The sequence below is a fragment of the Mycolicibacter senuensis genome, from assembly GCF_003284925.1.
Taxonomy (GTDB): Bacteria; Actinomycetota; Actinomycetes; order Mycobacteriales; family Mycobacteriaceae; genus Mycobacterium; species Mycobacterium algericum_A.
This window is the reverse complement of the sequence record NZ_QMEX01000021.1, coordinates 18,064-43,582: the sequence shown is the minus strand read 5'-3', so window position 1 is coordinate 43,582 and position 25,519 is coordinate 18,064. Positions and strand designations below refer to the sequence as shown.

The following is a 25,519-nucleotide window of genomic DNA, read 5'->3' as shown; positions in this document are numbered from 1 at the left end:
GATCCATCGCATGCGGTTCGGTCATGCCCCATTGGTGCAGCGCCGACAGCCGATCCGAGCGCAGGCAGCGCTGCGGCAACTCGGCCAGTTCGCCGGCCAACTGCTCGGCGGCGGCGCGGGCCTGCCCGGTGGGCACCACCCGGTTGGCCAGCCCGATCGCGTGCGCCTCGGCGGCGTCCACGGCCCGCCCGGTGAGGATCATGTCCATGGCCCGGCTGTGGCCGATCAATCGGGGCAACCGAACGGTGCCACCGTCGATGAGCGGTACCCCCCAACGCCGGCAGAACACGCCGAACACCGCGTCGGCCTCGGCGACCCGCAGGTCGCACCAGAGCGCCAGTTCCAGGCCGCCGGCCACGGCGTAGCCGCTCACCGCGGCGATCACCGGCTTAGTCAGCGTCATCCGGGTCGGCCCCATCGGCCCCGGCCCGCTGCGATGGGTCTGATTGGTCTTCTCGGTGCCGAACGCCTTGAGATCGGCTCCGGCGCAGAAGGTTCCGTGGTCGCCCCACAGCACCGCCACGGCTGCCGAGTCGTCGCGGTCGAATTCGGCGAAGGCCTGATACAACGCGGCGGCGGTCGGTCCGTCGACGGCGTTACGCGCCTCCGGCCGGTCCAGGATCACCGTGGTCACCGCGCCGCTGCGCTCCACTCGTACGTTCATGGCACCTCCACCGTTCGGCCGGCGTCGCGCTGCGCGGCCACCTCGTCGACGAATTCCGCGTAACGCCTGCGGATCCGGTCTCCGGGCCAGTCCGGCGGGAGCAGTTCGGTGGGCAGTACCGGATCGCGGCGCAGATGGCGGACCATGGCAGCGGCGACGATGAAGCGGCCGGGCACGTCGGGGGCAGCCGCGATCTCGGCGAGCAGTTCGTTGCCGGTTGCCGCCCACCCGGCCAGATCCCATAGCCTGCCGGCGAGTTCGGGCGGTTTCTCGTCACGCGCGGTGAGCAGTCGGGTGTGCGCGGTCAGCTCGGCGCCCAGGTCGACGGCGATATTGTCGGGCCGCATCCAAATCCCTTCGCGCAGTTCGCCGAATCGCCGCTCGGTCAGACGGGATCGCAAGGCGGCCCGGGTTCGGGCGTCGCAGCCGATGCTGGTGATCACCACGGCGAGCCAGTCGCCGCCCCACCGCCGGGTCTGCGGATTCAGCGCCTCGTCCTGCCGGCGCTGGCGCTCGAGCAGCCGTTCGGAGAGCCCATAGCCCCCGGCGGATCGGACCAGGTCCCCGGCGGCGACCAGCCGGGTGAGCGCCACCCGCATGGCGGTCTCTTTGATGCCGAAACCCGCTGTGATATTGAGTAGTTCAGCAGATGTGGCCGAGGCGGGGTGCGCCCCCAGCAGCACCGACAGCACCACCGATCGGGCCGTCATGCGGACGGGTGCGTCAGGCATGGCCGCTACACATCCGAGGCTCGCCGGCCGTAATCGCCGAACGGCTCGTCGCGGTGGCGCACCGCCTCGCGAAACCCGTGTGCCACCGCGTCGGCGACGAACGCGTGCCCCTCGGGAGTGTGCCGCGCCACGCCGTCGAAGACGGTGCTGACCATCCGGCTGGTCGCCACGCCTTGTTGCTGCAGCGCGGTGTTGAGCGCGAGCTTGGCCATGATCAGCTGGTTGACCGGCATCGCGGCGATACGCGCCACCAGGCGTTCGGTGCGCTCGTCGAGATCCGCCGGATCCGGGGCCTCGATGGCCAGACCCCATTCGGCGGCTTGGGCGCCGGTGATGCAATCCCCGGTCAGCAGTAGGCGTTTGGCACGCTGGTCACCGAGCCGGTGTGCCCACAGCCCGGCCGCCGGCACCCCCCACACCCGGGTCGGCGGGTAGCCGATCTTGGCGTCGGACGCCGCGATCACCTGGTCGGCGTGCAGCGCGATATCGGTGCCGCCGGCCACGCAGTAGCCGTGGATCTTGACCACGGTCGGTTTGTCGGCGTACATCAGCGAGGCGAAGCCGCGAACGAACCGGCTCATCATCTGGTAGTCGACCATCGGATCCCACGGCTGATCGGCACGATGGTTGGCCGCCTGCACCTTGCCGTCGAGCACGCTGCCCCGGTAGCCCTCGCCGCCCGCCGACGACGACCCTTCGGCGTAGGCACTCAGGTCGAAACCGGCGCAGAACCCCTCGCCGCGACCGGAAACCAGAATCACGTGCACGTTCGGATCCAGGTCGGCCCGCTCCACCAGGGCCGACAGTTCCAGCGGGGTGTCGGCGGTGATCGCGTTGCCCTTCTCGGGGCGGTCGAAGGTGATCCGGGCGACGCGGTCGGTGACCTCGTAGGTCATCGTCCGCAGGTTGTCGTACTCAACCGGGGCGATGTGGTGCCGCATGAATTCGCCGGTCCCTCAGTCCTTCACCAAGGACCGCTCGAGGATCGACCCCAGCTCCAGGCCGGCCGGCAGGGTGCCGAACGCGCCGCCCCACCGGCCGTCGAGGCGGGTCGCCAGGAACGCCTCGGCCACCGCCGGGTGGCCGTGACGCACCAGCAGCGCACCCTGCAACGCCAGGCAGATGTCCTCGGCGATCTTGCGGGCCCGATACTGGGCGCCCTGAAGATCACCGCCCAGGTCGCCCAGTTGGGTCTTGAGAGCAGCGACGTGGGCGTCAAGCCGCACGTCTTGCCCGGCGCTGTCGGCCAGCTCATCGAAGAGCACCGTCACCGAGTCGGGCTGGGTTGCCAAGGCCCGCAACGTGTCCAGTGCGCTGACGTTGCCCGACCCCTCCCAGATGCCCATCAGCGGCGCCTCCCGGTAGAGCCGCGGCATCAAAGTGTCCTCGATGTAGCCGTTGCCGCCCAGGCATTCCATCGCCTCGGCGGCGTGCGGCGTGGCGCGCTTGCACACCCAGTACTTGGTGGCCGCCAGCCCGATCCGGCGCAGCAGGCCCTCCCGGTCGTCACCCTGGACCGCCTTGTCGGTGGCGCCGGCCATCCGCATGGTCACCAGGGTGGCCGCTTCGGCCTCCACCGCCAGGTCGGCCAGCACGTTGCGCATCAGCGGCTGGTCGATCAGGTAGTCGCCGAACGCCTTTCGGTGCTGCGTGTGATAGATGGCGCGGGCCAGCCCCATCCGCATGCTGGTGGCGCTGCCCAGCGCGCAGTCCAGCCGGGTCAGGTTGACCATCTCGATGATGACCGAGACGCCACGGCCCTCCTCGCCGACCAGCCACGCGGTGGCGCCGTCGTACTCGATTTCGCTGGAGGCGTTGGCGTGGTTGCCGAGCTTGTCCTTGAGCCGCTGCAGCCGCATCCGGTTGCGGGTGCCATCCGGCAGTACCCGCGGCAGGAAGAAGCAACTCAGGCCGCCGGGTGCCTGGGCGAGCACCAGGAACACATCGCACATCGGCGCGGAGGTGAACCACTTGTGCCCGGTCAGCGTGTAGCTGCCGTCAGCGTTGGGCACCGCCTGGGTGGTACCGGCGCGCACATCGGAGCCGCCCTGCTTTTCGGTCATCGACATGCCCGCGGTGAGGCCCGCCTTGTCGGCCGGCACCTTCAGCTCGGGGTCATAGACCCGGCTGGTCAACAGCGGCTCGTAGGTCTTCGACAGTTCCTGGTTGTAGCGCAGCGCCGGGACGATCGCGTAGGTCATCGAGATCGGACACATGTGGCCGGGCTCTGCGGTCCACACCCCGGTCTGGGCGGCACGCACCACGTGGGCGCCCGGCCGCGGGTCGGCCCACGGCGCGGCGTGCAAGCCGTGGGCGATCGCGGTGCGCATCAACTCGTGGTAGGCGGGGTCGTATTCGACTTCGTCGATGCGGTTGCCGACCACATCGTGGGTATGCAGAACCGGGCGGTTGCGATCGGCGAGTTCACCCCAGCGCTGCACTTGCCGGGAGCCGGAGAGGGCACCGAGGTCGGTGACTTCGTCGACGCCCCACTGGCCGCCCTCACGGATCAGCGCCTCGATGAGGACCGGCGAGGAGGCCGGATTGTAGCCCTCTAAGGGTGGAACCTGGTTGGTTACGATGTGCGTATCGGCCATGACCGAGTATTACAGTTTTTCGACGTTTGCACAACGGATGTAATCCGACTTATGGCCGGCAAACAAACGGCGATCACGGCCCGAGGTCGGGAGGTTCCGGGCCGTGATCGCCGCGTCTATGGGGCGCCGGGCTAAGCGCTGCTCATCCCTGCCGCACCGCAGCCGCGCCGCCCAGCCATGGGGATCCTTCCAGCAAAAGAGATCGTGTAAGCCGCCGTACTGACGGGGCCTAGCAAATTAATAGCACATTACCAACCGTTTGTCATAGTCCTTTAGGAAAATAAGTCAATACGGATGCATTTTCGGCTGGATCGGGGCGTATGGTCTCCGCGCCGCCGTCAGCCGAGGCGTTCTCGCAGGAAGGCGATGTCGGCCTTGCGGCCCTCCTCGGCGGTCTCGCAGATGACCGGGGCGCCGGCGGCCTTGACGACGGCGACCAACAGCTCCGGATCGATCTGCCCGGTGCCGAAGTTGGCATGGCGGTCCCGACCCGACCCGGCGGCATCCTTGGAGTCGTTGCAGTGCACCAGGTCGATACGCCCGGTAATGGCCTTGATCCGCTCCACCGCATCGGGCAGGGACTCCCCGGCCGCCCAGGTGTGGCAGGTGTCCAGGCAAAACCCGACCCCGGTGTCGCCGATGTGATCCCACAGCCTGGCGATGGTGTCGAAGCGGCGGGCCATCGCGTGGTCCCCGCCGGCGGTGTTCTCCAAATAGACCGGAACGGTCGTCTCGAGCTGGTCGAGCGCCTTGCGCCAGCGGATGAACCCGGCCAGTGGATCATCGTCGTCGGCGGTGACGTGTCCGCCGTGGACGATCACCGCGGCCGCGCCGATGTCGGCGGCGGCGTCGCAGGTCTGCTGCAAGACCTTGCGCGAGGGGATGCGCACCCGGTTGTTCGGGGAGGCGACGTTGATCAGGTACGGCGCGTGCACGTAGATCGGCAACGCGGCCTCCCGCAGCTGTGCCGCGTCCTCACGCGGCTTGGGGGCCTTCCAGCTCTGCGGGTTGCCGAGGAAGATCTGCACCGTGTCGGCGCCGTCGGCCGCCGCAGCGGCCAACGGATCGGCCGGGCGCACATGGGAACCGATCAACACGGTGGTCAGCTTAGTTGCCAGGTGTGCACCGGCTGGTTGGTGTGCATCTGCGCGCAGTAACGCCGCAGCATCTCGGTGAGCGCCTCGGGCCGGCTCATCCCCTGCGCCTGCAGCGCCCGCACCGTCGCCACCTGCCAGGTGGCGCCGTTGCGCCCGGTGGCGACCCGGCCCTCGATGATGCCGAGGAAGCGGTCGGACACTTCGGCGGCCACCCCCCAGTCGTCGAGGCCCCGACGGGCCATCGGCAGCAGTTCGCGCCGGGTCAGCTCCGCTACGCTCACCTCCCCCAGCTCGGGCCAGTACAGCCGGGCGTCGATGCCGTGACGGGCGGCCGCCCGGAAGTTGGCGTGGGCGGTGGCGAAGCTCATCTGGGACCACAGCGGCCGCCGCTGGTGCGCCAGGCCGCGCAATAGGCCGTAGTAGAAGACCGCGTTGGCCAGCATGTCGGCGACCGTCGGACCGGACGGCAGCACCCGGTTCTCCACGCGCAGGTGCGGCCGTCCGTCGACGACGTCGTAGACCGGCCGATTCCACCGGTAGACCGTCCCGTTGTGCAGGCGCAGCTCGGCGAGTTGTGGGGTGCGGCCCTGCGCCAGCTCGGTGGCCGGATCCTCGTCGGACACCTCCGGCAGCAGCGACGGGAAGTAGCGCACGTTCTCCTCGAACAGGTCGAAGATCGAGGTGATCCACCGCTCGCCGAACCAAACTCGCGGCCGCACGCCCTGGTTCTTCAGTTCGTCGGAGCGGGTGTCGGTGGATTGGGCGAACAACTCGACCCGGGTCTCCGCCCACAGCCGGTGGCCGAAGACGTACGGGGAGTTGGCGCCCAACGCCAACTGCGGGCCGGCCAGCACCTGCGCCGCGTTCCAGTGGTCGGCGAACTGCGCGGGCGACACCTGCAGATGCAACTGCATGCTGGTGCACGCCGACTCCGGCGCGATCGTCGCCGCGTACAGACTCAGCGGCTCCGGGCCGTCGATCTCGATCGCGAGCTCCTCACCGCGGGCGGCGAAGATCGAATCGTTGAGTGCCGCATACCGGGCCGAGTCGCTCATCCAGCCTGTGGCCAGGTGCTCGGGCATCAGCGTGGGCAGGATGCCGATCATCACGATGCGTGCGCCGTCGGCGCGGGCCTTGGACTCGGCGGCGTTGAGGCTCGAGCGCACCTCGGCTTCCCACTCCAGTCCCGACCGCCCGCACAGCGGCCGCGGCGGGACGTTGAATTCGATGTTGTGGGCGCCCAGTTCGCGTTGATATGCCGGATCGTCGATCGTGGCGAGCACATCGGAGTTCGACATCGCCGGCCGGTAGTCACCGTCGATCAGGTTGCCCTCGATCTCCATGCCGGTCAGCGGCTGCGCACAGTCGAAGTCGGACTGCGCCAGCATCGCCTCGAAGACGTCGAGGCACTGCTGGATCTTGCGCCGGTAGCGCTGACGTTGGCTGCGGCCGTGAGCGGTGTGGTTCACCTGGTCCCACATACCCGCGATGGGGCCCGAGCACGCCTGCGCCGGCCGCCGAGCGGCAATCTCACGACGCGACACGCCGCAAGTCCGTCGTACGATTGCCGCTCGAGCGGGGCGCACCGACGCGACACCAACGCGGCGCCGACGAGAAAAGCCCCGGGGGTGTACCCCGAGGCCCTTCTCGTCGTGGACTACCGGTAGTCGCTGTACCCGTAGTCGTCCAGCGGAACCGCGGCACCGGTGGCGGCGCCGAAGTCCGGGCTGTAGTACTGATCCTCGTAGGACGGGATCGTGTACGCGGCGGCCCGGGCCTCCTCGGTCGGCTGCACCGCGATGTTGCGGTAGCGGTTGATCCCGGTGCCGGCCGGGATCAGCTTGCCGATGATCACGTTCTCCTTCAGCCCCTGCAGCTTGTCGCTGCGGCAGTTGATCGCCGCATCGGTCAGCACGCGGGTGGTCTCCTGGAACGACGCCGCACTCAGCCACGAGTCCGTGGCCAGGCTCGCCTTGGTGATCCCCATCAGCACCGGACGGCCGGCCGCGGGCTCGCCGCCCTCGGCCACCACCCGACGGTTCTCGGTCTCGAACTCGGCCCGCTCGGTCAGCGAACCGGGCAGGAACTCCGTGGCGCCCGAGTCGATGATGGTCACCCGGCGCAGCATCTGCCGGACGATCACCTCGATGTGCTTGTCGTGGATCGACACGCCCTGAGCGCGGTAGACCTGCTGGACCTCCTTGACGAGGTGGATCTGCACCTCGCGGGGACCCTGCACGCGCAGCACCTCGTGCGGGTCGGCCGAGCCCTCCATGAGCTGCTGTCCGACCTCGACGTGGTCACCGTCGGCCAGCAACCGCTCGGAACCGTCCTCGTGCTTGAACACCCGCAGCCGCTGACGCTTGGGCAACTTGTCGTAGACCACTTCCTCGCCGCCGTCGTCCGGCACGATGGTGATCTTGTAGAACTTGTCGCCCTCCTCGAGTTGCACCCGTCCGGCGACGTCGGCGATCGGCGCCTTGCCACGCGGGATCCGCGCCTCGAACAACTCCTGCACCCGCGGCAGACCACCGGTGATGTCCTCACCGACACCACCCTGGTGGAAGGTGCGCATGGTCAGCTGGGTACCGGGCTCACCGATGGACTGCGCCGCGACGATGCCGACGGCCTCGCCGATGTCGACCAGCTTGCCGGTGGCCATCGACCGGCCGTAACAGGTCGCGCAGACGCCGGTTCCGGTGGCACAGGTCAGCACCGACCGCACCTTCACCTGCGAGATACCCGCACCCAGCAGTGCCTCGATCGACGGGTCGCCGAGGTCGTGGCCGCGCTCGATAACGACATTGCCGTTGCCATCGACGGCGTCGACCGCCAACGTGCGGGCGTACGCCGAGGTCTCGATGAACGGGTCGCGGATCAGCGAACCGTCGGCTGCCACCTCGGCCAGTTCCACCAGGATGCCGCGCTCGGTGCCGCAGTCGTGCTCGCGCACGATCACGTCCTGCGAGACGTCCACCAGACGACGGGTCAGGTAGCCCGAGTCCGCGGTACGCAACGCGGTGTCCGCCAAACCCTTTCGGGCGCCGTGGGTGTTGATGAAGTACTCCAGCACGGTCAGGCCCTCACGGAACGAGGACTTGATCGGCCGCGGGATGAACTCACCCTTGGGGTTGGTCACCAGACCCTTCATGCCCGCCAGCGTCCGGGTCTGGGTGAAGTTACCCGTCGCACCGGAGTCGACGATGGTGATGATCGGGTTGTCGGCCGGGTAGTGGTCACGCAGCGCCTGACCCACCTCCTCGGTGGCTTCCTTCCAGATCTCCACCAGCGCCTCGTTGCGCTCGTCGTGGTTGAGAGCGCCACGCTGGAACTGCTTTTCGACCTTGTCGGCGCGCTCCTCGTAGGAGTCCAGGATCTCCTTCTTGCGCGGCGGCACCAACACATCAGCCATCGACACCGTGACACCCGAACGGGTGGCCCAGTAGAAGCCGGCGTCCTTGAGCTTGTCGACGGTCTGGGCGACCACGATCATCGGGTAGCGCTCGGCCAGGTCGTTGATGATGACGGCCTGAACCTTCTTGTGCATCTGCTTGTTCACGAACGGGTAGCCCACGGGCAGCAGCTCGTTGAACATCACCCGACCCAGCGTGGTCTCGGTCATCCAGGCGTCACCCGGACGCCAGCCGTTCTCGCCGAACAGCTCCGTCTCCACCTCTGCGGGCGGCCGCAGCTGATCCAGGCGCACCTTGATCTTGGCGCGCACCGAGAGTGCACCCCGGTCGACGGCCATGATCGCCTCGGCGGGCGAGGAGTAGACGCCGCTCTCCGGACGGTCCTTGGCGGCCGGGGTGTATTCGCCTGTGTCACCTTCGATCTCGGTGGTCAGGAAGTACAGTCCGGTCACCATGTCCAGTCGCGGCATGGCCAGCGGACGACCCGAGGCCGGCGACAGGATGTTGTTGGACGACAGCATCAGGATCCGGGCCTCGGCCTGCGCCTCGGCGCTCAACGGCAGGTGCACCGCCATCTGGTCACCGTCGAAGTCGGCGTTGAAGGCCTCACACACCAGCGGGTGCAGCTGAATGGCCTTGCCCTCCACCAGCTGCGGCTCGAAGGCCTGGATGCCCAGGCGGTGCAGCGTGGGGGCGCGGTTGAGCAGCACCGGGTGCTCGGCGATGACCTCTTCGAGGACGTCCCACACCTGGGGGCGCTGCCGCTCCACCATCCGCTTGGCGCTCTTGATGTTCTGCGCGTGGTTGAGGTCGACCAGCCGCTTCATCACGAACGGCTTGAACAGCTCGAGTGCCATCAGCTTGGGCAGACCGCACTGGTGCAGCTTGAGCTGCGGACCCACGACAATAACGGAGCGACCGGAGTAATCCACACGCTTGCCGAGCAGGTTCTGCCGGAACCGGCCCTGCTTGCCCTTGAGCAGATCCGACAGCGACTTCAGCGGGCGGTTGCCCGGCCCGGTGACAGGCCGGCCCCGACGGCCGTTGTCGAACAGCGCGTCGACGGACTCCTGCAGCATCCGCTTCTCGTTGTTGACGATGATCTCGGGCGCGCCGAGGTCGATCAGCCGCTTCAACCGGTTGTTGCGGTTGATGACCCGGCGGTACAGGTCGTTGAGGTCGGACGTGGCGAACCGGCCACCGTCGAGCTGCACCATCGGGCGCAGCTCCGGCGGGATCACCGGCACCGCGTCGAGCACCATGCCCATCGGGGAGTTGCCCGACTGCTGGAACGCCGCGACCACCTTGAGCCGCTTGAGGGCACGAAGCTTCTTCTGCCCCTTGCCGTTCTTGATGGTGTCGCGCAGCGACTCGGCCTCGGCGTCGATGTCGAAGTTCTCGATCAGCTTCTGGATCGACTCCGCGCCCATCGCGCCGGTGAAGTACTCGCCGTAGCGGTCGACCAGCTCGCGGTAGACGGTCTCGTCGACGATCAGCTGCTTGGGAGCCAGCTTGACGAAGGTGTCCCAGATGTTGTCGAGCCGGTCCAGCTCACGCTGGGCACGGTCACGCAGCTGACGCATCTCACGCTCGCCACCGTCGCGAACCTTGCGTCGCACATCGGCTTTCGCGCCTTCGGCTTCCAGCTCGGCCAGGTCGGCCTCCAGCTTCTGGGCACGGGCCTCCAGGTCGGCGTCCCGCTGGTCCTCGACACCCTTCTTCTCGACGACCATCTCGGCTTCCAGCGTCGACAGCTCGTTGTGGCGCATCTCGGTGTCGACGTCGGTGATGACGTAGGCCGCGAAGTAGATGATCTTCTCGAGGTCCTTGGGCGCCAGGTCCAGCAGGTAGCCCAACCGGGACGGCACGCCCTTGAAGTACCAGATGTGGGTAACCGGCGCGGCCAGTTCGATGTGGCCCATCCGCTCACGGCGCACCTTGGCACGGGTCACCTCGACGCCACAGCGCTCACAGATGATGCCCTTGAAGCGCACGCGCTTGTACTTGCCGCAGTAGCACTCCCAGTCGCGAGTCGGTCCGAAGATCTTCTCGCAGAACAGGCCGTCCTTCTCGGGCTTGAGCGTGCGGTAGTTGATGGTCTCCGGCTTCTTGACCTCGCCGTAGGACCATTGCCGGATGTCCTCCGCGGTCGCCAAGCCGATGCGGAGCTCATCGAAGAAGTTGACGTCGAGCACGTAACTCCCTTTCCCCTTGCGGGACTAGAAAATAATTAGGCCAAATCCTCAACTGAGGCGGATTCGTTGCGGGACAGGTTGATTCCCAGGTTGGCGGCTGCCCGCTCCAGGTCCTCGTCCTCGCCTTCGCGCAATTCGATCGCCGCGCCGTCCTTCGCCAGCACCTCGACGTTGAGGCACAGTGACTGCAGCTCTTTGAGCAGCACCTTGAACGACTCCGGGATACCCGGCTCGGGGATGTTCTCGCCCTTGACGATCGCCTCGTAGACCTTGACGCGACCGACGGTGTCGTCGGACTTGATCGTCAACAGCTCCTGCAGCGTGTACGCCGCGCCGTAGGCCTGCATGGCCCAGCACTCCATCTCACCGAAGCGCTGGCCACCGAACTGCGCCTTACCGCCCAGCGGCTGCTGGGTGATCATCGAGTACGGGCCGGTGGAGCGGGCGTGGATCTTGTCGTCCACCAGGTGGTGCAGCTTCATGATGTACATGTAGCCGACGGTCACCGGGTACGGGAACGGCTCACCGGAGCGGCCGTCGAACAGCGTCGCCTTGCCGTCGCCGTTGACCATGATCTCGCCGTCACGGTTGGCCAGCGTCGAGGAGAGCAGGCCCTGCAGCTCGTTCTCCTGGGCGCCGTCGAACACCGGGGTCGCGGTGCGGGTGTCCGGGTCGGCGGCGTACAGCTCCTCGGGGAGCTTCTCCGCCCAGTCGGGCACGCCGGCAGCAACATCGATGTTCCAGCCGGTCTTGGCGATCCAGCCCAGGTGGGTCTCCAGGATCTGACCGATGTTCATACGACGAGGCACACCGTGGGTGTTCAAGATGATGTCGACCGGCGTGCCGTCCGGCAGGAACGGCATGTCCTCGGCCGGCAGGATCTTGCCGATGACGCCCTTGTTGCCGTGCCGACCGGCCAGCTTGTCACCGTCGGAGATCTTGCGCTTCTGCGCGACGTAGACGCGCACCAGCTCGTTGACCCCGGCGGGCAGCTCGTCGTCGTCCTCGCGGGAGAACACCCGGATGCCGATGACCTTGCCGGACTCGCCGTGCGGCACCTTCAGCGAGGTGTCGCGGACTTCGCGGGCCTTCTCCCCGAAGATGGCACGCAGCAACCGCTCCTCGGGGGTCAGCTCGGTCTCACCCTTGGGAGTGACCTTGCCGACCAGGATGTCGCCATCGCGGACCTCGGCACCGATGCGCACGATGCCGCGCTCGTCGAGGTCTGCCAGCACCTCATCGGAGACGTTCGGGATGTCCCGGGTGATCTCCTCGGCGCCCAGCTTGGTGTCGCGGGCGTCGATCTCGTGCTCCTCGATGTGGATCGAGGTGAGCGTGTCCTCCTCGACCAGCCTGTTGGACAGGATGATCGCGTCCTCGTAGTTGTGGCCCTCCCACGGCATGATCGCCACGAGCAGGTTCTTGCCCAGGGCCATCTCGCCGTTGTCGGTGCATGGGCCGTCCGCGATCACCTGGCCGGCTTCGACACGCTGGCCGGCGTCGACGATCGGCCGCTGGTTGGCGCAGGTGCCGTGGTTGGACCGGTTGAACTTGCGCATCCGGTAGGTCTGGCGGGTGCCGTCGTCGGCCATCACCGTGATGTAGTCGGCGGAGACCTCCTCGATGACACCGGCCTTGTCGGCGACGATCACGTCACCGGCGTCGATCGCGGCGCGCAGCTCCATACCGGTGCCCACCAGCGGCGCCTCGCTGCGCACCAGCGGAACCGCCTGACGCTGCATGTTGGCGCCCATCAGGGCACGGTTGGCGTCGTCGTGCTCCAGGAACGGGATCATGGCCGTGGCCACCGACACCATCTGGCGCGGCGAGACGTCCATGTAGTCGACCTCGGCCGACGACACGTACTCGACCTCGCCGCCCTTACGACGGACCAGCACGCGCTCCTCGGTGAAGCGACCGTCGCCCTCCAGCGGCGAGTTGGCCTGCGCCACGATGTAGCGGTCCTCCTCGTCGGCGGTCAGGTAGACGATCTCATCGGTGACCACACCGTCGACCACCTTGCGGTACGGGGTCTCGATGAAGCCGAACGGGTTGACCCGCGCGTAGGTCGCCAGCGACCCGATCAGACCGATGTTCGGGCCTTCCGGGGTCTCGATCGGGCACATCCGGCCGTAGTGGGACGGGTGCACGTCACGAACTTCCAGGCCGGCCCGCTCACGCGACAGACCACCGGGCCCCAGCGCCGACAGCCGGCGCTTGTGGGTCAGACCCGACAGCGGGTTGTTCTGGTCCATGAACTGCGAGAGCTGGCTGGTGCCGAAGAACTCCTTGATCGCGGCCACCACCGGGCGGATGTTGATCAGGGTCTGCGGCGTGATGGCCTCGACGTCCTGGGTGGTCATCCGCTCGCGGACCACGCGCTCCATACGCGACAGGCCGACCCGGATCTGGTTCTGGATCAGCTCTCCCACGGTGCGCAGCCGCCGGTTGCCGAAGTGGTCGATGTCGTCGACCTCGACGGGCACCTCGACGCCGCCCGGCACCGTCATGGTGCCGGACACCCCGTCCTGAGCTGCCTGGTGCAGCCGCACCAGGTACTCGATGGTGGCCACGATGTCCTCTTCGGTCAGCGTGGTCGGCGCCGTTCCGACGGCCGACGGCGCGGCCGGCAAGCCCAGCTTCTTGTTGATCTTGTAGCGACCCACCCGGGCCAGGTCGTAGCGCTTCTCCTTGAAGAACAGGTTCTCCAGCAGGGTCTGCGCGGACTCCCGGGTGGGCGGCTCGCCCGGACGCAGCTTGCGGTAGATGTCCAGCAGCGCCTCGTCGGTGTTGGCGGCGTTGTCCTTCTCCAGCGTCGACATCATGATCTCGGAGAAGCCGAACCGCTCCCGGATCGCCTCGCTGGTCCAGCCCAGCGCCTTGAGCAGCACGGTCACCGGCTGGCGGCGCTTGCGGTCGATCCGGACGCCGACCAGGTCGCGCTTGTCGACATCGAACTCCAGCCAGGCGCCGCGTCCCGGGATCACCTTGACCGAGTGCAGCGTCTTCTCGGTGGACTTGTCGATGTTGGCGTCGAAGTACACACCGGGCGAGCGCACCAGCTGGGAGACGACGACACGCTCGGTGCCGTTGATGATGAAGGTGCCCTTCTCGGTCATCATCGGGAAGTCGCCCATGAACACCGTCTGGCTCTTGATCTCACCGGTGTTGTTGTTGATGAACTCCGCGGTGACGAACAGCGGCGCCGCGAAGGTCATGTCCTTGTCGCGGCACTCCTCGACCGGGGCCTTGACGTCGTCGAACCGCGGGTCGGAGAACGACAGCGACATCGAGCCGGAGAAGTCCTCGATCGGCGACAACTCCTCGAGTACTTCCTCGAGGCCGCCCCTGGGCGCGGTGCCGGTCAGGTTCTCCATTTCCTCGCGCCACTCCGGCGCCCCGATCAGCCACTGGAACGAGTCGGTCTGCACGTCGAGCAGACCCGGAACCTCGAGCGGTTCACGCAGCTTGGCGAAGGAGATCCGGTTGGGAGCTCCGGGGACGGAGCTATTCGGAGAATATTGGGTGGTAGTACCTGAAGCGTTCTTCTTGCTCTGGCGGGAGACTGCCAAGATGCATCCTTCCAGCACCTAATGCGGCCAGCGGGTCCCGGTTCTCACCAGACCCCGTTCGCTGCGAATATCAACCGTTGGTTCGGCTGGCGGACGCTCTGTCCGGTCTCACGAACAGCCAAACCATGAGGTCACAAGCCTTAAACGAGCCGACCGACGCGACTCAAGGCTGGTACTGCGGGTTCGGGTGCGGGTAAGGGTGGGCAGGAGGAAGCCAGCGCAACGTCCAACAATAGCGCAGGCTCACGCAATCCTCAACTGCCGCGTCCCGGGGCCCTATCGGTGCTGGCTGGCCTCCGCCGGAGCCTCCACACAAACGCTGGGAACAGATTGGACCGTTTACGTCCGTCCGTCAAGAGCTGACACGGTGCGGGCCGGCGTCGAGGACTCAGCCCTGTGAGGCCGGGATCGAGGCGGTGGGGGCTTCGTCGTCGGCGGGGTAGTCGCGCACCGCGAAATGCTGGGTGCCCTCGAGGTCGTCGCGGATGGCCGCCTGGGCTTTGGGAGGCAGGGTGTGCAGAATCTCGCGCACCCGCGCCTGACGGCGGCCCACCGCCTGACGCTCGGGCATGCCGGGGCTGGCGACGATCTGTGGCGGCACCCCCTCCACGTCATCGACGCCCCCGTCGGCGTGTCCGGCGTCGACGGCGGCCTGCTCGGCGGCCGCGGTCGCCTGGTCCTTCTCCTCGGACATGCCGATCGGACCGATCCGGCGGCCGTTGAGGAACTGCTTGACCGCCGGCTCCTCACTGGTCAGCAGCACCTCACGCGGACCGAACATGATCAGCTTCTTGCGGTAGAGCATGCCGATGTTGTCCGGCACGGTGCGCACGACGTTGATGTTGTGCGTCACGATCAAGATGGTGGCGTCGATCTGCGCATTGATGTCGATCAGCAGCTGGCTCAGGTACGCCGTGCGGACCGGGTCCAGACCGGAGTCGGGCTCGTCGACCAGGATGATCTTCGGGTCCAGCACCAGTGCGCGGGCCAGGCCGGCACGCTTGCGCATACCACCGGAGATCTCACCGGGGAACTTGTAGCCGTCGTCGGGCATACCGACCAGCTCGAGCTTCTCCATGACGATGTCACGAATCTCGCTCTCGGACTTCTTGGTGTGCTCCCGCAGCGGGAAGGCGGTGTTGTCGTAGATGTTCATCGACCCGAACAGCGCGCCGTCCTGGAACAGCACCCCGAACAGCGTGCGGATCTCGTAGAGCTCCTTGGCCGAGCACTGCAGGATGTCGGTGCCGTCGATGACGATCGAACCGCGCTCGGGGCGAAGCAGCCCGATCAGCGACTTGAGGAACACCGACTTGCCGGTACCGGAGGGACCCAGCATGACGCTGACCTCGCCCTCCGGGATCGTCAACGTGACGTCTTCCCAGATTCGGGCCGATCCGAAGGACTTCGTCAGATTCTGCACCTCGATGGCGACACCCATTGGTGGTCCTTCCGCAACGTCTGGTCATAGCCACGTCTCCCCTGTGGCTTGGGCCACTGTAGCGCACCGCTGCGGCCCGCAACGCCGGTCCGCCTCACTCCGCGGGTGTCCAATTACCGTGGAAACCCATCGGCACCCGCTGCGGCAGGTGCACGGTGGCCACCTGCTCACAGGTTGCGGCGTCCAGGATCAGTAGTTGGCCCTCGTCAGCGCCGCGATGGTGGCCCATCCCGATCAGGATGCCGTCGTCCTCGTCGCGACCGCCGGGGCGCGGCACGAACGACATCTCGCCGAGCACCAGCTGCGGGTCCAGCGGCGCGGTGAGGCTTGAGCCGGTGGCGTAGTCCTGCTTGTACAGCGTGGTCGACATCTCCGACCGGTCGCCGCCGACGAAGCCGCCGTTGATCCCGACGGTGTAACCGAAGCGGTGTTTGGCTCCCAGCAGCGCCTCGTTGATCCGGGGGAACTCCTGCGGGCGGTCGTCGCGGGCCTCGGTGCTCACCGCGCCGGTGTCCAGGTTGATCGTCCACCGGTGCAGGACGGGCGGGGCATCACCGGGCCCGCGCCGGTCGGCGTCGAAGACCTTCGCGTAACGCACCACGTCGAGCACCAGCAGTTCCTGGCCGGCCGGCGAGACGTCGGAGTAGGCGTTGAGAGGGTGGAAGACGTAGCACGGTTCGACGTCGAACCATCGCACCGTCGGCTCGCCCTCGCGCGGCATCACCCCGATGCGCGCCGGGTAGCGGGGGTTCCACGCGTAGGGCAGCCCGGCCGGGGGCCGGCTGTCGCGGTTGACCATCGTGGTGATGGGGCTGGGCATCCGGACCTTGCCGACCAGGCTGCTCAGCACCAAACGGGCGGGCGCTTCGAGCCAGCCGGGCAGGTTCATCGGCAGCGCCTGGATCGGGTCGAAGGTGACCGGCAGGTCGTAGACCACCACGTACTTCTCGGTCAGCGAGAAGTCGTGCATCATCGGCGCGCCGGTCACCTCGATGTCCACGGTGCGTCGCGCCCGTCCGGCGTTGTCGATCACCGAGTACTGGACGCGGTTGCCCCGGGCGAACGAGTACGACACGGCGTGCAGTTCGCCGGTGGCCGGATCGCGGTGCGGGTGTGCGGTGTAGCCGCCCGTCAGCGTGCCGTCAAAGTCGCAGGTGCCCACCGTGTCGAGGTCCTCGGTGAGCTCGTAATTGGCGACGCCGCCTTCCACCAGCGCCAGCGTCTTGCCGGCGTGGCCGAGCACGTTGGTGTTGGGTCCGACGGACTGCATCCCGGCCCGGACGTCGATCCGCGCCGGCAACGGTTCGCCCAGCGCGGCGCAGACCGCCGGGGTGCGCACCCAGCGGTTGCGGTACCAGTGGGCCCGGCCGTCGCCCAGCGCCACGCCGTGCACCATCGGGTCGCCGGTGAACCAGTGGTAGGTGGTCGGATCGACCTCGGCGACGGGATTGGGTCCGTTGCGCAGGTAGCGGCCGTCGAGGTAGTCGGGGATCTGCCCGGTGACCCGCAGGTCGGTGGCGGTGATTTCGGCGTCCACCGGCGCCAGAAAGCCTTCCAGGTACGGGTTCGCCGCGGGCACCGCCTCGCCGGTGGACTTGATGACCATGAACACTCCTATAACAATGTTATTTCAACGTTATAGCTAACGTACGTCAGCTGTGCGACGATGACAACCGTGACTTCGCAGCCCGATCACAGCGTGCGCGACGACCTGCTGAACGCCGCGCTGGGACTGCTCGACGAGCACGGGCCCGACGCGCTGCAGACCCGCAAGATCGCGGCCGCGGCAGGCACATCGACGATGGCGGTCTACACCCACTTCGGCGGCATGGCCCAACTGATCGCGGCGATCGCCGAGGAGGGGCTGCGCCGGTTCGACGCGGCGCTGAGTCTCCCGGAGACCGACGATCCGGTGGCAGACCTGCTGGCCACCGGCATCGCTTACCGGGAATTCGCGATCGGCCGCCCGCACCTCTACCGACTGATGTTCGGCAGCACCAGCGCACACGGCATCAACGCGCCGACGCAGAACATGCTGACGTTGGGCCTGGCCGAGATCGACGTACACTTCCCCAGCTTCGCCCACCTGGTGCGCGGCGTACACCGTTCTATGCAGGCCGGCCGGATCGCGCTGGGCTCGAACGACGCAGACGCCGACGGCTCGGATGCTCACGTGGTGGCGATTGCGGCGCAGTTCTGGACGATGATGCACGGCTTCGTGATGCTGGAGCTGGCCGGGTTCTTCGGCGGGACGGGCGCGTCGGTGGCCGCGGCGGGACCGGTACTGCGGCCGATGGCCACCGGCCTGCTGGTCGCCCTCGGCGACACCCCCGAGCGGGTGGCGCAGTCACTGGCTGCGGTGACCGCCCGGCCCTGAACAGCCGAAACCCCCGGACCTCGCGGGTTCCGGGGGTTAGGGCCGTAGTGCGAACTACTTGACGGTGACGGTGGCGCCGGCAGCCTCGAGCTTGGTCTTGGCCTCCTCGGCAGCCTCCTTGGCGACCTTCTCCAGCAGCGGCTTGGGAGCACCGTCGACCAGGTCCTTGGCCTCCTTGAGGCCCAGGCCGGACACGATCTCCCGGACCACCTTGATGACGCCGATCTTCTTGTCGCCGGCCGCCTCCAGGATGACGTCGAACTCGGACTGCTCCTCGGCGGCCTCGGCGGCAGCCGGGGCAGCGCCACCGGCAGCGGCCACGGCGACCGGAGCAGCAGCGGTGACCTCGAAGGTCTCCTCGAACTGCTTCACGAACTCCGACAGCTCCAGCAGGGTCATCTCTTTGAAGACGTCGAGCAGCTCTTCGGTGGACATTTTGGCCATGATTTCGGTCCTTTCTGATTCCGGTTAAGGAAGTCGGGGTTGGGGTTATGCCGGGTTATTCGGCAGCCTCGGCCGGAGCCTCGGCGGTGTCGGCGGAAGCCTCGGCGTCGGCCGGGGCCTCGGTCGCTGCGGGAGCCTCGGCAACCGGCGCCTCGGCGGCAGCGGGAGCGTCGGCCGGTTTCTTCTCCTGCAGCGCAGCGGCCAGGCGGGCCAGCTGCGAGGCCGGAGCGGCGAACAGGCCGGCCGCCTTGGACAGGTTGCCCTTCATGGCACCCGCCAGCTTGGCCAGCAGCACCTCGCGCGACTCCAGGTCGGCGATGCGCTCCACCTCGGCCACGGTCAGCGCGTGGCCGTCCATGTAGCCGCCCTTGATGACCAACGCCTTGTGGTCCTTGGCGAACTTCTTGATGGCCTTGGCGGCGTCGACCGGCTCGCCCCGGACGAACGCGATCGCCGTCGGGCCGACGAACAGCTCGTCGAGACCCTCGATACCGGCCTCGGATGCAGCGCGCTTGACCAGCGTGTTCTTGGCCACCGTGTAGGTGGCCGAGCCGCCGAGGGAACGCCGCAGCTCCGCCAGGTTCGCAACGGTCAGACCGCGGTACTCGGTGATCACGGTGGCGGTCGAGTCGTTGAACTGCTCGACGATGTCCGCGACGGCGGCGGTCTTGTCAGCCCGCGCCATGCATACCTCCTCGGGGTCGCTGTTAGTGTCCGTGCGATCCGCCTCGGAAACCGCCCCGGAAACGACGAACGCCCCGGCGCAGGAAGCGGTCGGGGCGTCACAACTACGTGCCGGCGGGGCCGGTGCCTCGTCCTCCTGCGTGGGCCGCCGGGATGTTCCCGGACCTTCAACCGATTGCTCGGTGACCGACGGTCTTCGGTGGATCGGCACACACCATAGCGCGACCGGTGGCGATCAGCCAAAACGGCCCTCGCCGGTTACGCGCCCGCGACGACCAGCACGACGAGCGCTGCCCCCAGCAGCGCCACCCGCACCCAGTGCAGCCGGTCCCAGCGCGCCGCCAGCGGGCGCGGCACCTCACCGGCGGCGATGCGGTTGTTGATCGGCACCAGCATCGTCACCGACAGCAGCGCGACGACCGCCATCAGGCCCGCCCCGGCACCGATCAGCCAACGCTGCGGGCCGGCGCCGAGGGCAGCGGCGATCACCAGCAGCGCCAGCGTGCCCAGGTACCAGAACGGCATCACCCGCCCCAGCAACCGAGCACTCGCGCTGCGAGCGGCCCGAAACGCCTCCTCGGGCAGGCGCCCGACGATCGGGTTGAAGAACGCCGCCACCGCGAACTCCGAGCCGGCCAGGGCACCTACCACCGCAACCGCAACGATTCCGATCATCGCATCGACTATGGGCGTTATGCTGACAAAAAACAAGGTACTGACAAATTGGTCACCATAGGAGCCGCTGGTGGCGGTATCGAAGAAAGAAATCGGCGAGTGCCCGATCGACGCCGCGCTGTCGGTCATCGACGGCCGCTGGAAGGGCACCATCCTGTGGCGACTGGCCGACGGGCCGATGCGCACCGCGGAATTGCGGCGCAGCATTCCGGGCATCACCGAGCGGATGCTCATCCGCCACCTGCACGAACTGGTCGACGACGGCATCATCGACCGCCACGACGCCGGCACGGTGCCGCCGTGTGTGCATTATTCGATCTCCGCCTACGGCGCGACGCTGGCCCCGGTGCTGCAGGCGCTCTGCGATTGGGGGCGCAGGCACCTGGCTCGTTGACGCTGCGCCCAGGGCGCACCGCACTCGCAGTTCGTCACCCTAGGCTCAGCATCAACGCGGAGTAGCCAGCATCAACGCAGGGTGGCCATCGCCGCCGCGCCCACCAACCCGGCGTCGCCACCAAGTTCGGCGGGCACCACCTGCAGCCCGGTCAGAAAGTCCAGCCGGGCGTGCTCGGCCAGCGCGGCCCGCAGCGGATCGAACAGCAGCGCACCGGATTTCGCGACGCCGCCGCCGATCACCACCAGATCCAGATCGCACACGGCGGCCACCGAGGCGATCATCGCCGCCAGCGCATCGGCGCCGCGCCGGAATGCGCGCAACGCCACCGGGTCACCGGCCTCGGCAGCGGCACCGAGCGCTTTGGCATCAGCGTCGGGACCCATCGGGCTCCACCCGTTGGTCAGCGCCCAGCGCACCATCGACGGCCCGGAGGAGATGGTCTCCACACAGCCGCGCCCGCCACACCGGCACGGTTGGCCGCCGGGGTCGACGACGACGTGCCCGACGTGCCCGGCGTTGCCGGTGCGGCCGTGAAACGGTGCGCCGTCGAGCACCAGACCGCCACCCACCCCGGTGGAGACCACCATGCCGAGCATCGACCGCGTGCCGCGCCCGGCGCCGTGCCGGTGTTCGCCCAGCGCCATGCAGACGCCGTCGCCGCCCAACACCACCGGTACTCCCGGCACCGCTTCGGCCACCCGGTCACGCAGGCCGAACCCCCGCCAACCGGGAATGTTGATCGGGCTGACCGTGCCGGCGTTGACGTCCACCGGTCCGGCCGAGCCGATCCCGACCGCGCCCACCCGCCCGGCGGCCTTCGCCAGGACGTCGTCGAGCAGCTCGGCCACCACCGCCCACACCACCTCGGCGTCCTGGTCGCCGCGGGTGGGCCGAACCGCGGTGTAGGTCAGGGCTCCGTCGGCGTCGACCAGGCCGGCGGCGATCTTGGTGCCGCCGACGTCGAGTGCCAGCACGGCGGCCATCAGTCGAGCCCGCTCGTGCCGGGCGCCAGCACCACCAGCCGCACCGCCGGTGAGTACACCAGCGCGCCCGCCCCGCCGACCCGTACCAGCGCCCACCACGTCCCGGGCGGTGCCCATACCGGCGGGCGCAGCGTGAACTCGACGTCAACGCTGCCGCGAGCCGGGACCACCGCACCCACCGCAGCCGGCCCCGACCATTCCCAGGTGCCCCACGGGCTGATCAGATGCGCCTCCACCGGCAGATCGGCGTGCGCGTCGGTGCCGACGGTGACACGCAGTCGCGCGGATTGCCCGGCGCTGACCTCGACCGCGCCGGGCCCGTCGATGGACAGCAGCCGGTCGGCGCCGGGATCGCCGACGCGCACCACCGCGATGTCCTCCACCGGCTGGCGCCAGGACGGCGGTACGTCACCGGTGAGGTCGAGGCGGGCGCGGATCGGGTAGAGCCCGGGCGGGGCGTCGGCCGGCACCGTCAGCCCTATCGGGACGCCGGTATACCCCCCGGCATCCACCTGCACCGGATGCCCGGCCGGCGCTGCCTTCCAGCCCGCCGGACACGCCAGCGTCACCGCACCGGCCAGTTCCGCATCGATGCTGTCGCTGGCCACGGTGAGGTCCAGGCTCAACTGCGCACCCGGGTCGGCGTCGAGCCGGTGTGGATGCAGCGCCGGGGTCACCGGCATGCCGCCCAGCGGCGCCGGCCCGCGGTTGTGCAGCCAGTAGCGGGCGTACAGCGGCTGGGCGGTCTCGGCCTCGGGCGCCAACGGGCCGGCGGCACCCAGGCGTTCGACGTCGAGCCGGGCGGTGACGGTGGCGATCTCGTAGCCGTGCAACCGCTGCGGGTCCGGGTGCTCGCGGGCCTGCTCCAGCAGGTCGGCGCGACCAAGCACGCCCACCGTCCCGACATCGCTGCGCAGTGTCACGGCGGCATCGGCTCCGCGCGTCTCCACCAGCCGCAGCGTGATGGTCCTGGGGTCGACGGGTTGTGCGCTGGCCCGTGCGGTCGGGTTGCCGGCGGCTTTGAGCGCGCCCAGGCCGACCGCGCCGGCGGAGTCGATGCGCAACAGCGAGCCTGTCGCCGGCAGCGCCCCGGAGCCGTCGGTCACCGGGACGGCCAGCAGCGGGTCGGCGAACTCCGCGCTGCGCGCCGGGATGCCGGCTTGGCGCCAGTCGCCGTCACCGGCCACCAGGGCGTAGTCGAAGGTGTGCGTCCAGTGCATCAGCTGGAAGGCGCTGCCGTCGGGTGCGGTACGTCGCGGCTGGTCTTCCCAGGCCGCCGACGGCCAGCTGGTGCAGGATCGCAGCAGTGCGGTGTGCAGCGTGCCGGCGGTGTCGACGGCGAAGCTGGGCACGCCGCGGTTGATCAGCGCGACGGTGCGCGCCTCGAACGGCTCCAGGTCAGCGCGGGCGCTCTGTTCGACGCTGATCTCGTTGTCGGCCAGTTCCTCGGTGACCCGGGCGATCTCCGCGGCCAGTGCGGCCTCGTCACCGGCGGCGATCACCAGTACCGGCAGGGCACGCGGACCGGTCAGGTCGGCTCCGGGCACCCAGACCTCCGCGAGCGGTTTGGCCGCGGGCACCCAGACCCGGGCCCGGCCGTGCCGCTGCAGCTGGCGGTCCAGGTCGGCGGCGTAGGCCGGATCGGCGGCATCCAGCACCGTGCGGGTGAAGGCGTTGCGGTCCGGCCCACCGAGGCTGATCCGGATGTCGGGCAGGTTGGAGTCGACGTCGAGGTCGCCGTAGCGGGACCCGTCGGCCGCCGAGCAGCTGGCGGTGACACCGGCGCGCACCAGCGCCACCAGCAGCTCCCGCGGTGCCGCACGGTCGTCCGGAGTGACGATCTCGGCCACCGAGACCGCCCTGCTGCCGTCGCCGACCCGGATGCGGGCCGTCGCCGACAGCCCGAACCAGCGGTTGGCCGGGGTGTCGAGGGTCCGCGGGAACTGCGCGGTGTCCACCGAGCGTCCACTGGGCTCGTGCAACAGCGCGAAGCCGCGGCCGATCACCGCGTCGGCAACCTCGGCGACCGGCAGCGCACCGGGAACCGGGCACGGCCAGCGCAACCGCAGCAGGTGATCGGCGCCGGTGAACTCGTCGACGGCGGTGGAGCAGTCCACCCGGTCCACGCCCTGCCACAGCGTCAGGGTCTGGGTGTAGGCCAGCACATCCCGGATCCGCCCCGAGACGACCAGTCGCTCCCCCAGCGGGCCGCGGTAGGCCCGCACGGTGACGTCGGTGGCCACCGCCGAGGTGAACAGGTTGCCGCTGGGCACCAGATGCCACGGCCCCTCACCGGATTGCGGGTGTTTGGGGTATTCGTCGTAGACGGCCAGCTGGTTGCCCAGCCCGCCTTCGATGATCATTTCGCGCCCGTCGCAGCGCCACGAGGTGATGCCGCCGCCGCGGCCGGGGTCGGCGGTCAGCCGGTGGTGCTCGTTGGAGATCCGGGTGCCGGGCATCGGGGCCCAGCCCTGCGGGCCCGCGTCGGAGATCAGCCGGTAGGCCCGCCAGCCCAGCGACGGCACGTCGCGAGCCAGCCAGCTCACGGATCGGCCGCCGTGCTCGACGTGGGCGGGCAGTTCGGTGCCGTCGGAATCGAATACCCGCACACCGGCCGCCGGCGGCGGGTCCAGGTGCACGGTGACCACGTCGGTGCGGTCGGCGGCCACCGGGTTCCACACCACCGCGCTCTGGCCGGCCCCGGAACCGGCGTCGACCAAGCCCGACAGCACCGCCAGCGCGGCGTCGCGGGCATCGGCACCCCACTGCCAGGCGTCGCGCCAGCCGGTCAGCAGATCCAGGTACACCTGGTCGGCCTCCGACCCGGTGATCGCGTCGTGGTGGGCGCCGTAACACAGCTGCGCCCACGCCTTGGCCAGCGCCGCCTCCGGGTAGCCGGCCCCGGTCAGCGCCGAGGCGAACACCCCGAAGGTTTCGGCGGACAGCAGCGCCCGCTCGGCCGCCCGGTTGGCCTGCTTGGTGTCGATGTAGGAGACGTGGCAGCCGGTGTAGATCGGGTTCATGTCGCGGGTCTGCGGGGATGGGCTCTCGCCGCGCTCGGCCAGTTCGGCGCGTACCGCGGCGAAGAACTCGCGCGGCAGCCCGCAGACGAACTTCGGCCAGGTGTAGCGGGCGTTCCAGTCCCGGTGGATCTGCACCACCCAGCGGTTGGGCGGGGTGAAGTCGGTCCCCACCGGCAGCAGCACGTTGCGGGTGGCGGCGACCTTCTTCATCTCGAGGAACAGCTGGTACACCTCGTCCTCGGCGTCGGCCAGCGTCTCCCGGGCGTCCATCCACCAGCCGGCGGCGTAATGGGCGGGCATGTAGTGGGTCAGCAGGCCGCGTCCGGACGGTGAGATCCATTCGAACTCGGAGGCGAACTGCATCCGGCTCGGATCCCCGCCGCCAGCCATCGGCCCCCACTGGTGAAACGGCCCGCGCGCCCACGCACTGGAGGTCAGCCCGGCGTCGGCGACCATCCCGGGGAACTGCGGGTCGTGGCCGAACACGTCGAGCTGCCAGGCCGTAGCGGGATCGGCGCCCATGATGTCGCGCTGAAAACCCATGCCCGCCACCAGGTTTCGGATCGTCGTCTCGGCGTCGGTCAGGTTGGTCGAGGGCTCGTTGTAGGTGCCGCCCATCACCTCGACACGGCCCTGGGCCAGCAGCCGGCGCAGTTCGGCGCGGTCGGCCGGGTGGGTGTCCCAGTACGGCTTGAGGTAGTCGACCTCGGCCATGACGAACTTGTACTCGGGGTGCTCGCTTGCCCAGTCCAGGTGGTCGCGCACCAGGTTGATGCCGTTGGTCTGGCGGCACGCGCCCAGCGGATGCTCGGTCCACGCGCTGGTGTAGTTGGCCTGGGTGTTCCACCACACCGGGTCGTAGTGGAAGTGCCCGACCATGAACATCGTCCAGCCCGGCTCGGCCACGGTGAAGGTGAAACCGGTGCCGTTGGCCCGCGCGGCGCGCTGCCGGCCCGGCACCGGGTCTGCGACGGTCACCGGCACCTCGACGACGCCGCTGCCCGGCTCGGCGACGGCTTCCCCTACTAGGCCGTCACCGTCCACCCGCACCGGTGTCGGCGCGGTGGCACCGGTGTACTCGACCCGGACCAGCTGCACGGGGGCGTCGACCGGCCCGACGAACTTCTCGGTCGATTCGACGTCGAGGATCCGCATTCCCCAAACGTACGGATGCGCTGCCCACCGAGCGGAGTCTTTCGGCGACCGCTTGTTCTGGAGTGCACGCG

The 25,519-nt window shown here is 68.8% G+C and carries 17 protein-coding genes; 2 read left to right on the top strand and 15 right to left on the bottom strand.

Going from position 1 to position 25,519, the window contains the following annotated elements; translation table 11 throughout:
• From DQP56_RS08450 to DQP56_RS08405, 10 genes are all read right to left on the bottom strand, one after another.
• A partial coding sequence (locus DQP56_RS08450) for a crotonase/enoyl-CoA hydratase family protein (protein WP_112684506.1) occupies positions 1-664 on the bottom strand: 664 nt, incomplete at its 3' end.
• Positions 661-1,395: a PaaX family transcriptional regulator C-terminal domain-containing protein gene (locus tag DQP56_RS08445; protein WP_165824946.1), complete on the bottom strand. Its 735-nt coding sequence runs from the start codon at positions 1,393-1,395 to the stop codon at positions 661-663. The genes DQP56_RS08445 and DQP56_RS08450, both read right to left, overlap by 4 nt.
• 5 nt (positions 1,396-1,400) lie before the next feature.
• Positions 1,401-2,336 (bottom strand): crotonase/enoyl-CoA hydratase family protein, encoded by a 936-nt coding sequence (locus DQP56_RS08440; protein WP_112684499.1) that lies wholly within the window; start codon positions 2,334-2,336, stop codon positions 1,401-1,403.
• Positions 2,337-2,351: 15 nt separating this feature from the next.
• Positions 2,352-3,992, bottom strand: a complete 1,641-nt coding sequence (locus DQP56_RS08435; RefSeq protein WP_112684498.1) for an acyl-CoA dehydrogenase family protein — start codon at positions 3,990-3,992, stop codon at positions 2,352-2,354.
• Positions 3,993-4,330: 338 nt separating this feature from the next.
• Positions 4,331-5,089, bottom strand: a complete 759-nt coding sequence (locus DQP56_RS08430) for a deoxyribonuclease IV (protein ID WP_112684497.1) — start codon at positions 5,087-5,089, stop codon at positions 4,331-4,333.
• A gap of 5 nt (positions 5,090-5,094) precedes the next feature.
• The gene (locus DQP56_RS08425) at positions 5,095-6,570 is read right to left on the bottom strand and encodes a glutamate-cysteine ligase family protein (protein ID WP_112684496.1); all 1,476 of its coding nucleotides are present in this window, start codon (positions 6,568-6,570) and stop codon (positions 5,095-5,097) included.
• A gap of 176 nt (positions 6,571-6,746) precedes the next feature.
• Complete coding sequence (locus DQP56_RS08420) at positions 6,747-10,697, bottom strand: DNA-directed RNA polymerase subunit beta' (RefSeq protein ID WP_112684495.1); 3,951 nt, start codon at positions 10,695-10,697, stop codon at positions 6,747-6,749.
• Between the two features lie 35 nt (positions 10,698-10,732).
• Positions 10,733-14,287: a DNA-directed RNA polymerase subunit beta gene (gene rpoB / locus DQP56_RS08415; protein ID WP_112684494.1), complete on the bottom strand. Its 3,555-nt coding sequence runs from the start codon at positions 14,285-14,287 to the stop codon at positions 10,733-10,735.
• A 370-nt stretch (positions 14,288-14,657) separates the two neighbouring features.
• A complete protein-coding gene (locus DQP56_RS08410; RefSeq protein ID WP_112684493.1) occupies positions 14,658-15,710 on the bottom strand; it encodes an ABC transporter ATP-binding protein in 1,053 nt (350 codons plus the stop codon).
• A gap of 94 nt (positions 15,711-15,804) precedes the next feature.
• Positions 15,805-17,316, bottom strand: a complete 1,512-nt coding sequence (locus DQP56_RS08405; protein WP_112684505.1) for a carotenoid oxygenase family protein — start codon at positions 17,314-17,316, stop codon at positions 15,805-15,807.
• 60 nt (positions 17,317-17,376) lie between these two features.
• On the opposite strand from DQP56_RS08405, the gene DQP56_RS08400 reads away from it, so the two are divergent.
• On the top strand, positions 17,377-18,087 hold the full coding sequence (locus DQP56_RS08400; RefSeq protein ID WP_112684492.1) for a TetR/AcrR family transcriptional regulator: 711 nt from the start codon (positions 17,377-17,379) through the stop codon (positions 18,085-18,087).
• Between the two features lie 54 nt (positions 18,088-18,141).
• Here DQP56_RS08400 and rplL read toward each other — a convergent pair whose 3' ends face one another.
• The 3 genes from rplL to DQP56_RS08385 form a co-directional block, all read right to left on the bottom strand.
• On the bottom strand, positions 18,142-18,531 hold the full coding sequence (gene rplL / locus DQP56_RS08395) for a 50S ribosomal protein L7/L12 (protein ID WP_085084645.1): 390 nt from the start codon (positions 18,529-18,531) through the stop codon (positions 18,142-18,144).
• A gap of 55 nt (positions 18,532-18,586) precedes the next feature.
• Positions 18,587-19,216 carry a 50S ribosomal protein L10 gene (rplJ, locus tag DQP56_RS08390; protein WP_112684491.1) on the bottom strand — a complete coding sequence of 210 codons (630 nt, stop codon included), beginning with the start codon at positions 19,214-19,216 and terminating at the stop codon, positions 18,587-18,589.
• A gap of 257 nt (positions 19,217-19,473) precedes the next feature.
• Positions 19,474-19,890 (bottom strand): anthrone oxygenase family protein, encoded by a 417-nt coding sequence (locus DQP56_RS08385; RefSeq protein ID WP_112684490.1) that lies wholly within the window; start codon positions 19,888-19,890, stop codon positions 19,474-19,476.
• Between the two features lie 70 nt (positions 19,891-19,960).
• Between DQP56_RS08385 and DQP56_RS08380 the strand changes: the two genes are divergently transcribed.
• A complete protein-coding gene (locus DQP56_RS08380) occupies positions 19,961-20,284 on the top strand; it encodes a winged helix-turn-helix transcriptional regulator (RefSeq protein WP_112684489.1) in 324 nt (107 codons plus the stop codon).
• Positions 20,285-20,355: 71 nt separating this feature from the next.
• Here the strand turns inward: DQP56_RS08380 and DQP56_RS08375 are convergent, their stop codons facing one another.
• Both DQP56_RS08375 and DQP56_RS08370 read right to left on the bottom strand, forming a co-directional pair.
• Positions 20,356-21,270 carry an ROK family protein gene (locus DQP56_RS08375; RefSeq protein ID WP_112684488.1) on the bottom strand — a complete coding sequence of 305 codons (915 nt, stop codon included), beginning with the start codon at positions 21,268-21,270 and terminating at the stop codon, positions 20,356-20,358.
• Positions 21,270-25,448 carry a glycoside hydrolase family 38 N-terminal domain-containing protein gene (locus tag DQP56_RS08370; RefSeq protein ID WP_112684487.1) on the bottom strand — a complete coding sequence of 1,393 codons (4,179 nt, stop codon included), beginning with the start codon at positions 25,446-25,448 and terminating at the stop codon, positions 21,270-21,272. The genes DQP56_RS08375 and DQP56_RS08370 overlap by 1 nt, the downstream gene beginning before the upstream one ends.
• Positions 25,449-25,519 lie beyond the last annotated feature (71 nt).

Coding starts and splice junctions, on each gene's coding strand:
- DQP56_RS08445 (WP_165824946.1), bottom strand. CDS start 1,395: ATGCCTGACGCACCCGTCCGCATGACGGCCCGATCGGTGGTGCTGTCG.
- DQP56_RS08440 (WP_112684499.1), bottom strand. CDS start 2,336: ATGCGGCACCACATCGCCCCGGTTGAGTACGACAACCTGCGGACGATG.
- DQP56_RS08435 (WP_112684498.1), bottom strand. CDS start 3,992: ATGGCCGATACGCACATCGTAACCAACCAGGTTCCACCCTTAGAGGGC.
- DQP56_RS08425 (WP_112684496.1), bottom strand. CDS start 6,570: ATGTGGGACCAGGTGAACCACACCGCTCACGGCCGCAGCCAACGTCAG.
- DQP56_RS08410 (WP_112684493.1), bottom strand. CDS start 15,710: ATGGGTGTCGCCATCGAGGTGCAGAATCTGACGAAGTCCTTCGGATCG.
- DQP56_RS08405 (WP_112684505.1), bottom strand. CDS start 17,316: ATGGTCATCAAGTCCACCGGCGAGGCGGTGCCCGCGGCGAACCCGTAC.
- DQP56_RS08400 (WP_112684492.1), top strand. CDS start 17,377: ATGACAACCGTGACTTCGCAGCCCGATCACAGCGTGCGCGACGACCTG.
- rplL (WP_085084645.1), bottom strand. CDS start 18,531: ATGGCCAAAATGTCCACCGAAGAGCTGCTCGACGTCTTCAAAGAGATG.
- rplJ (WP_112684491.1), bottom strand. CDS start 19,216: ATGGCGCGGGCTGACAAGACCGCCGCCGTCGCGGACATCGTCGAGCAG.
- DQP56_RS08385 (WP_112684490.1), bottom strand. CDS start 19,890: ATGATCGGAATCGTTGCGGTTGCGGTGGTAGGTGCCCTGGCCGGCTCG.
- DQP56_RS08375 (WP_112684488.1), bottom strand. CDS start 21,270: ATGGCCGCCGTGCTGGCACTCGACGTCGGCGGCACCAAGATCGCCGCC.
- DQP56_RS08370 (WP_112684487.1), bottom strand. CDS start 25,448: ATGCGGATCCTCGACGTCGAATCGACCGAGAAGTTCGTCGGGCCGGTC.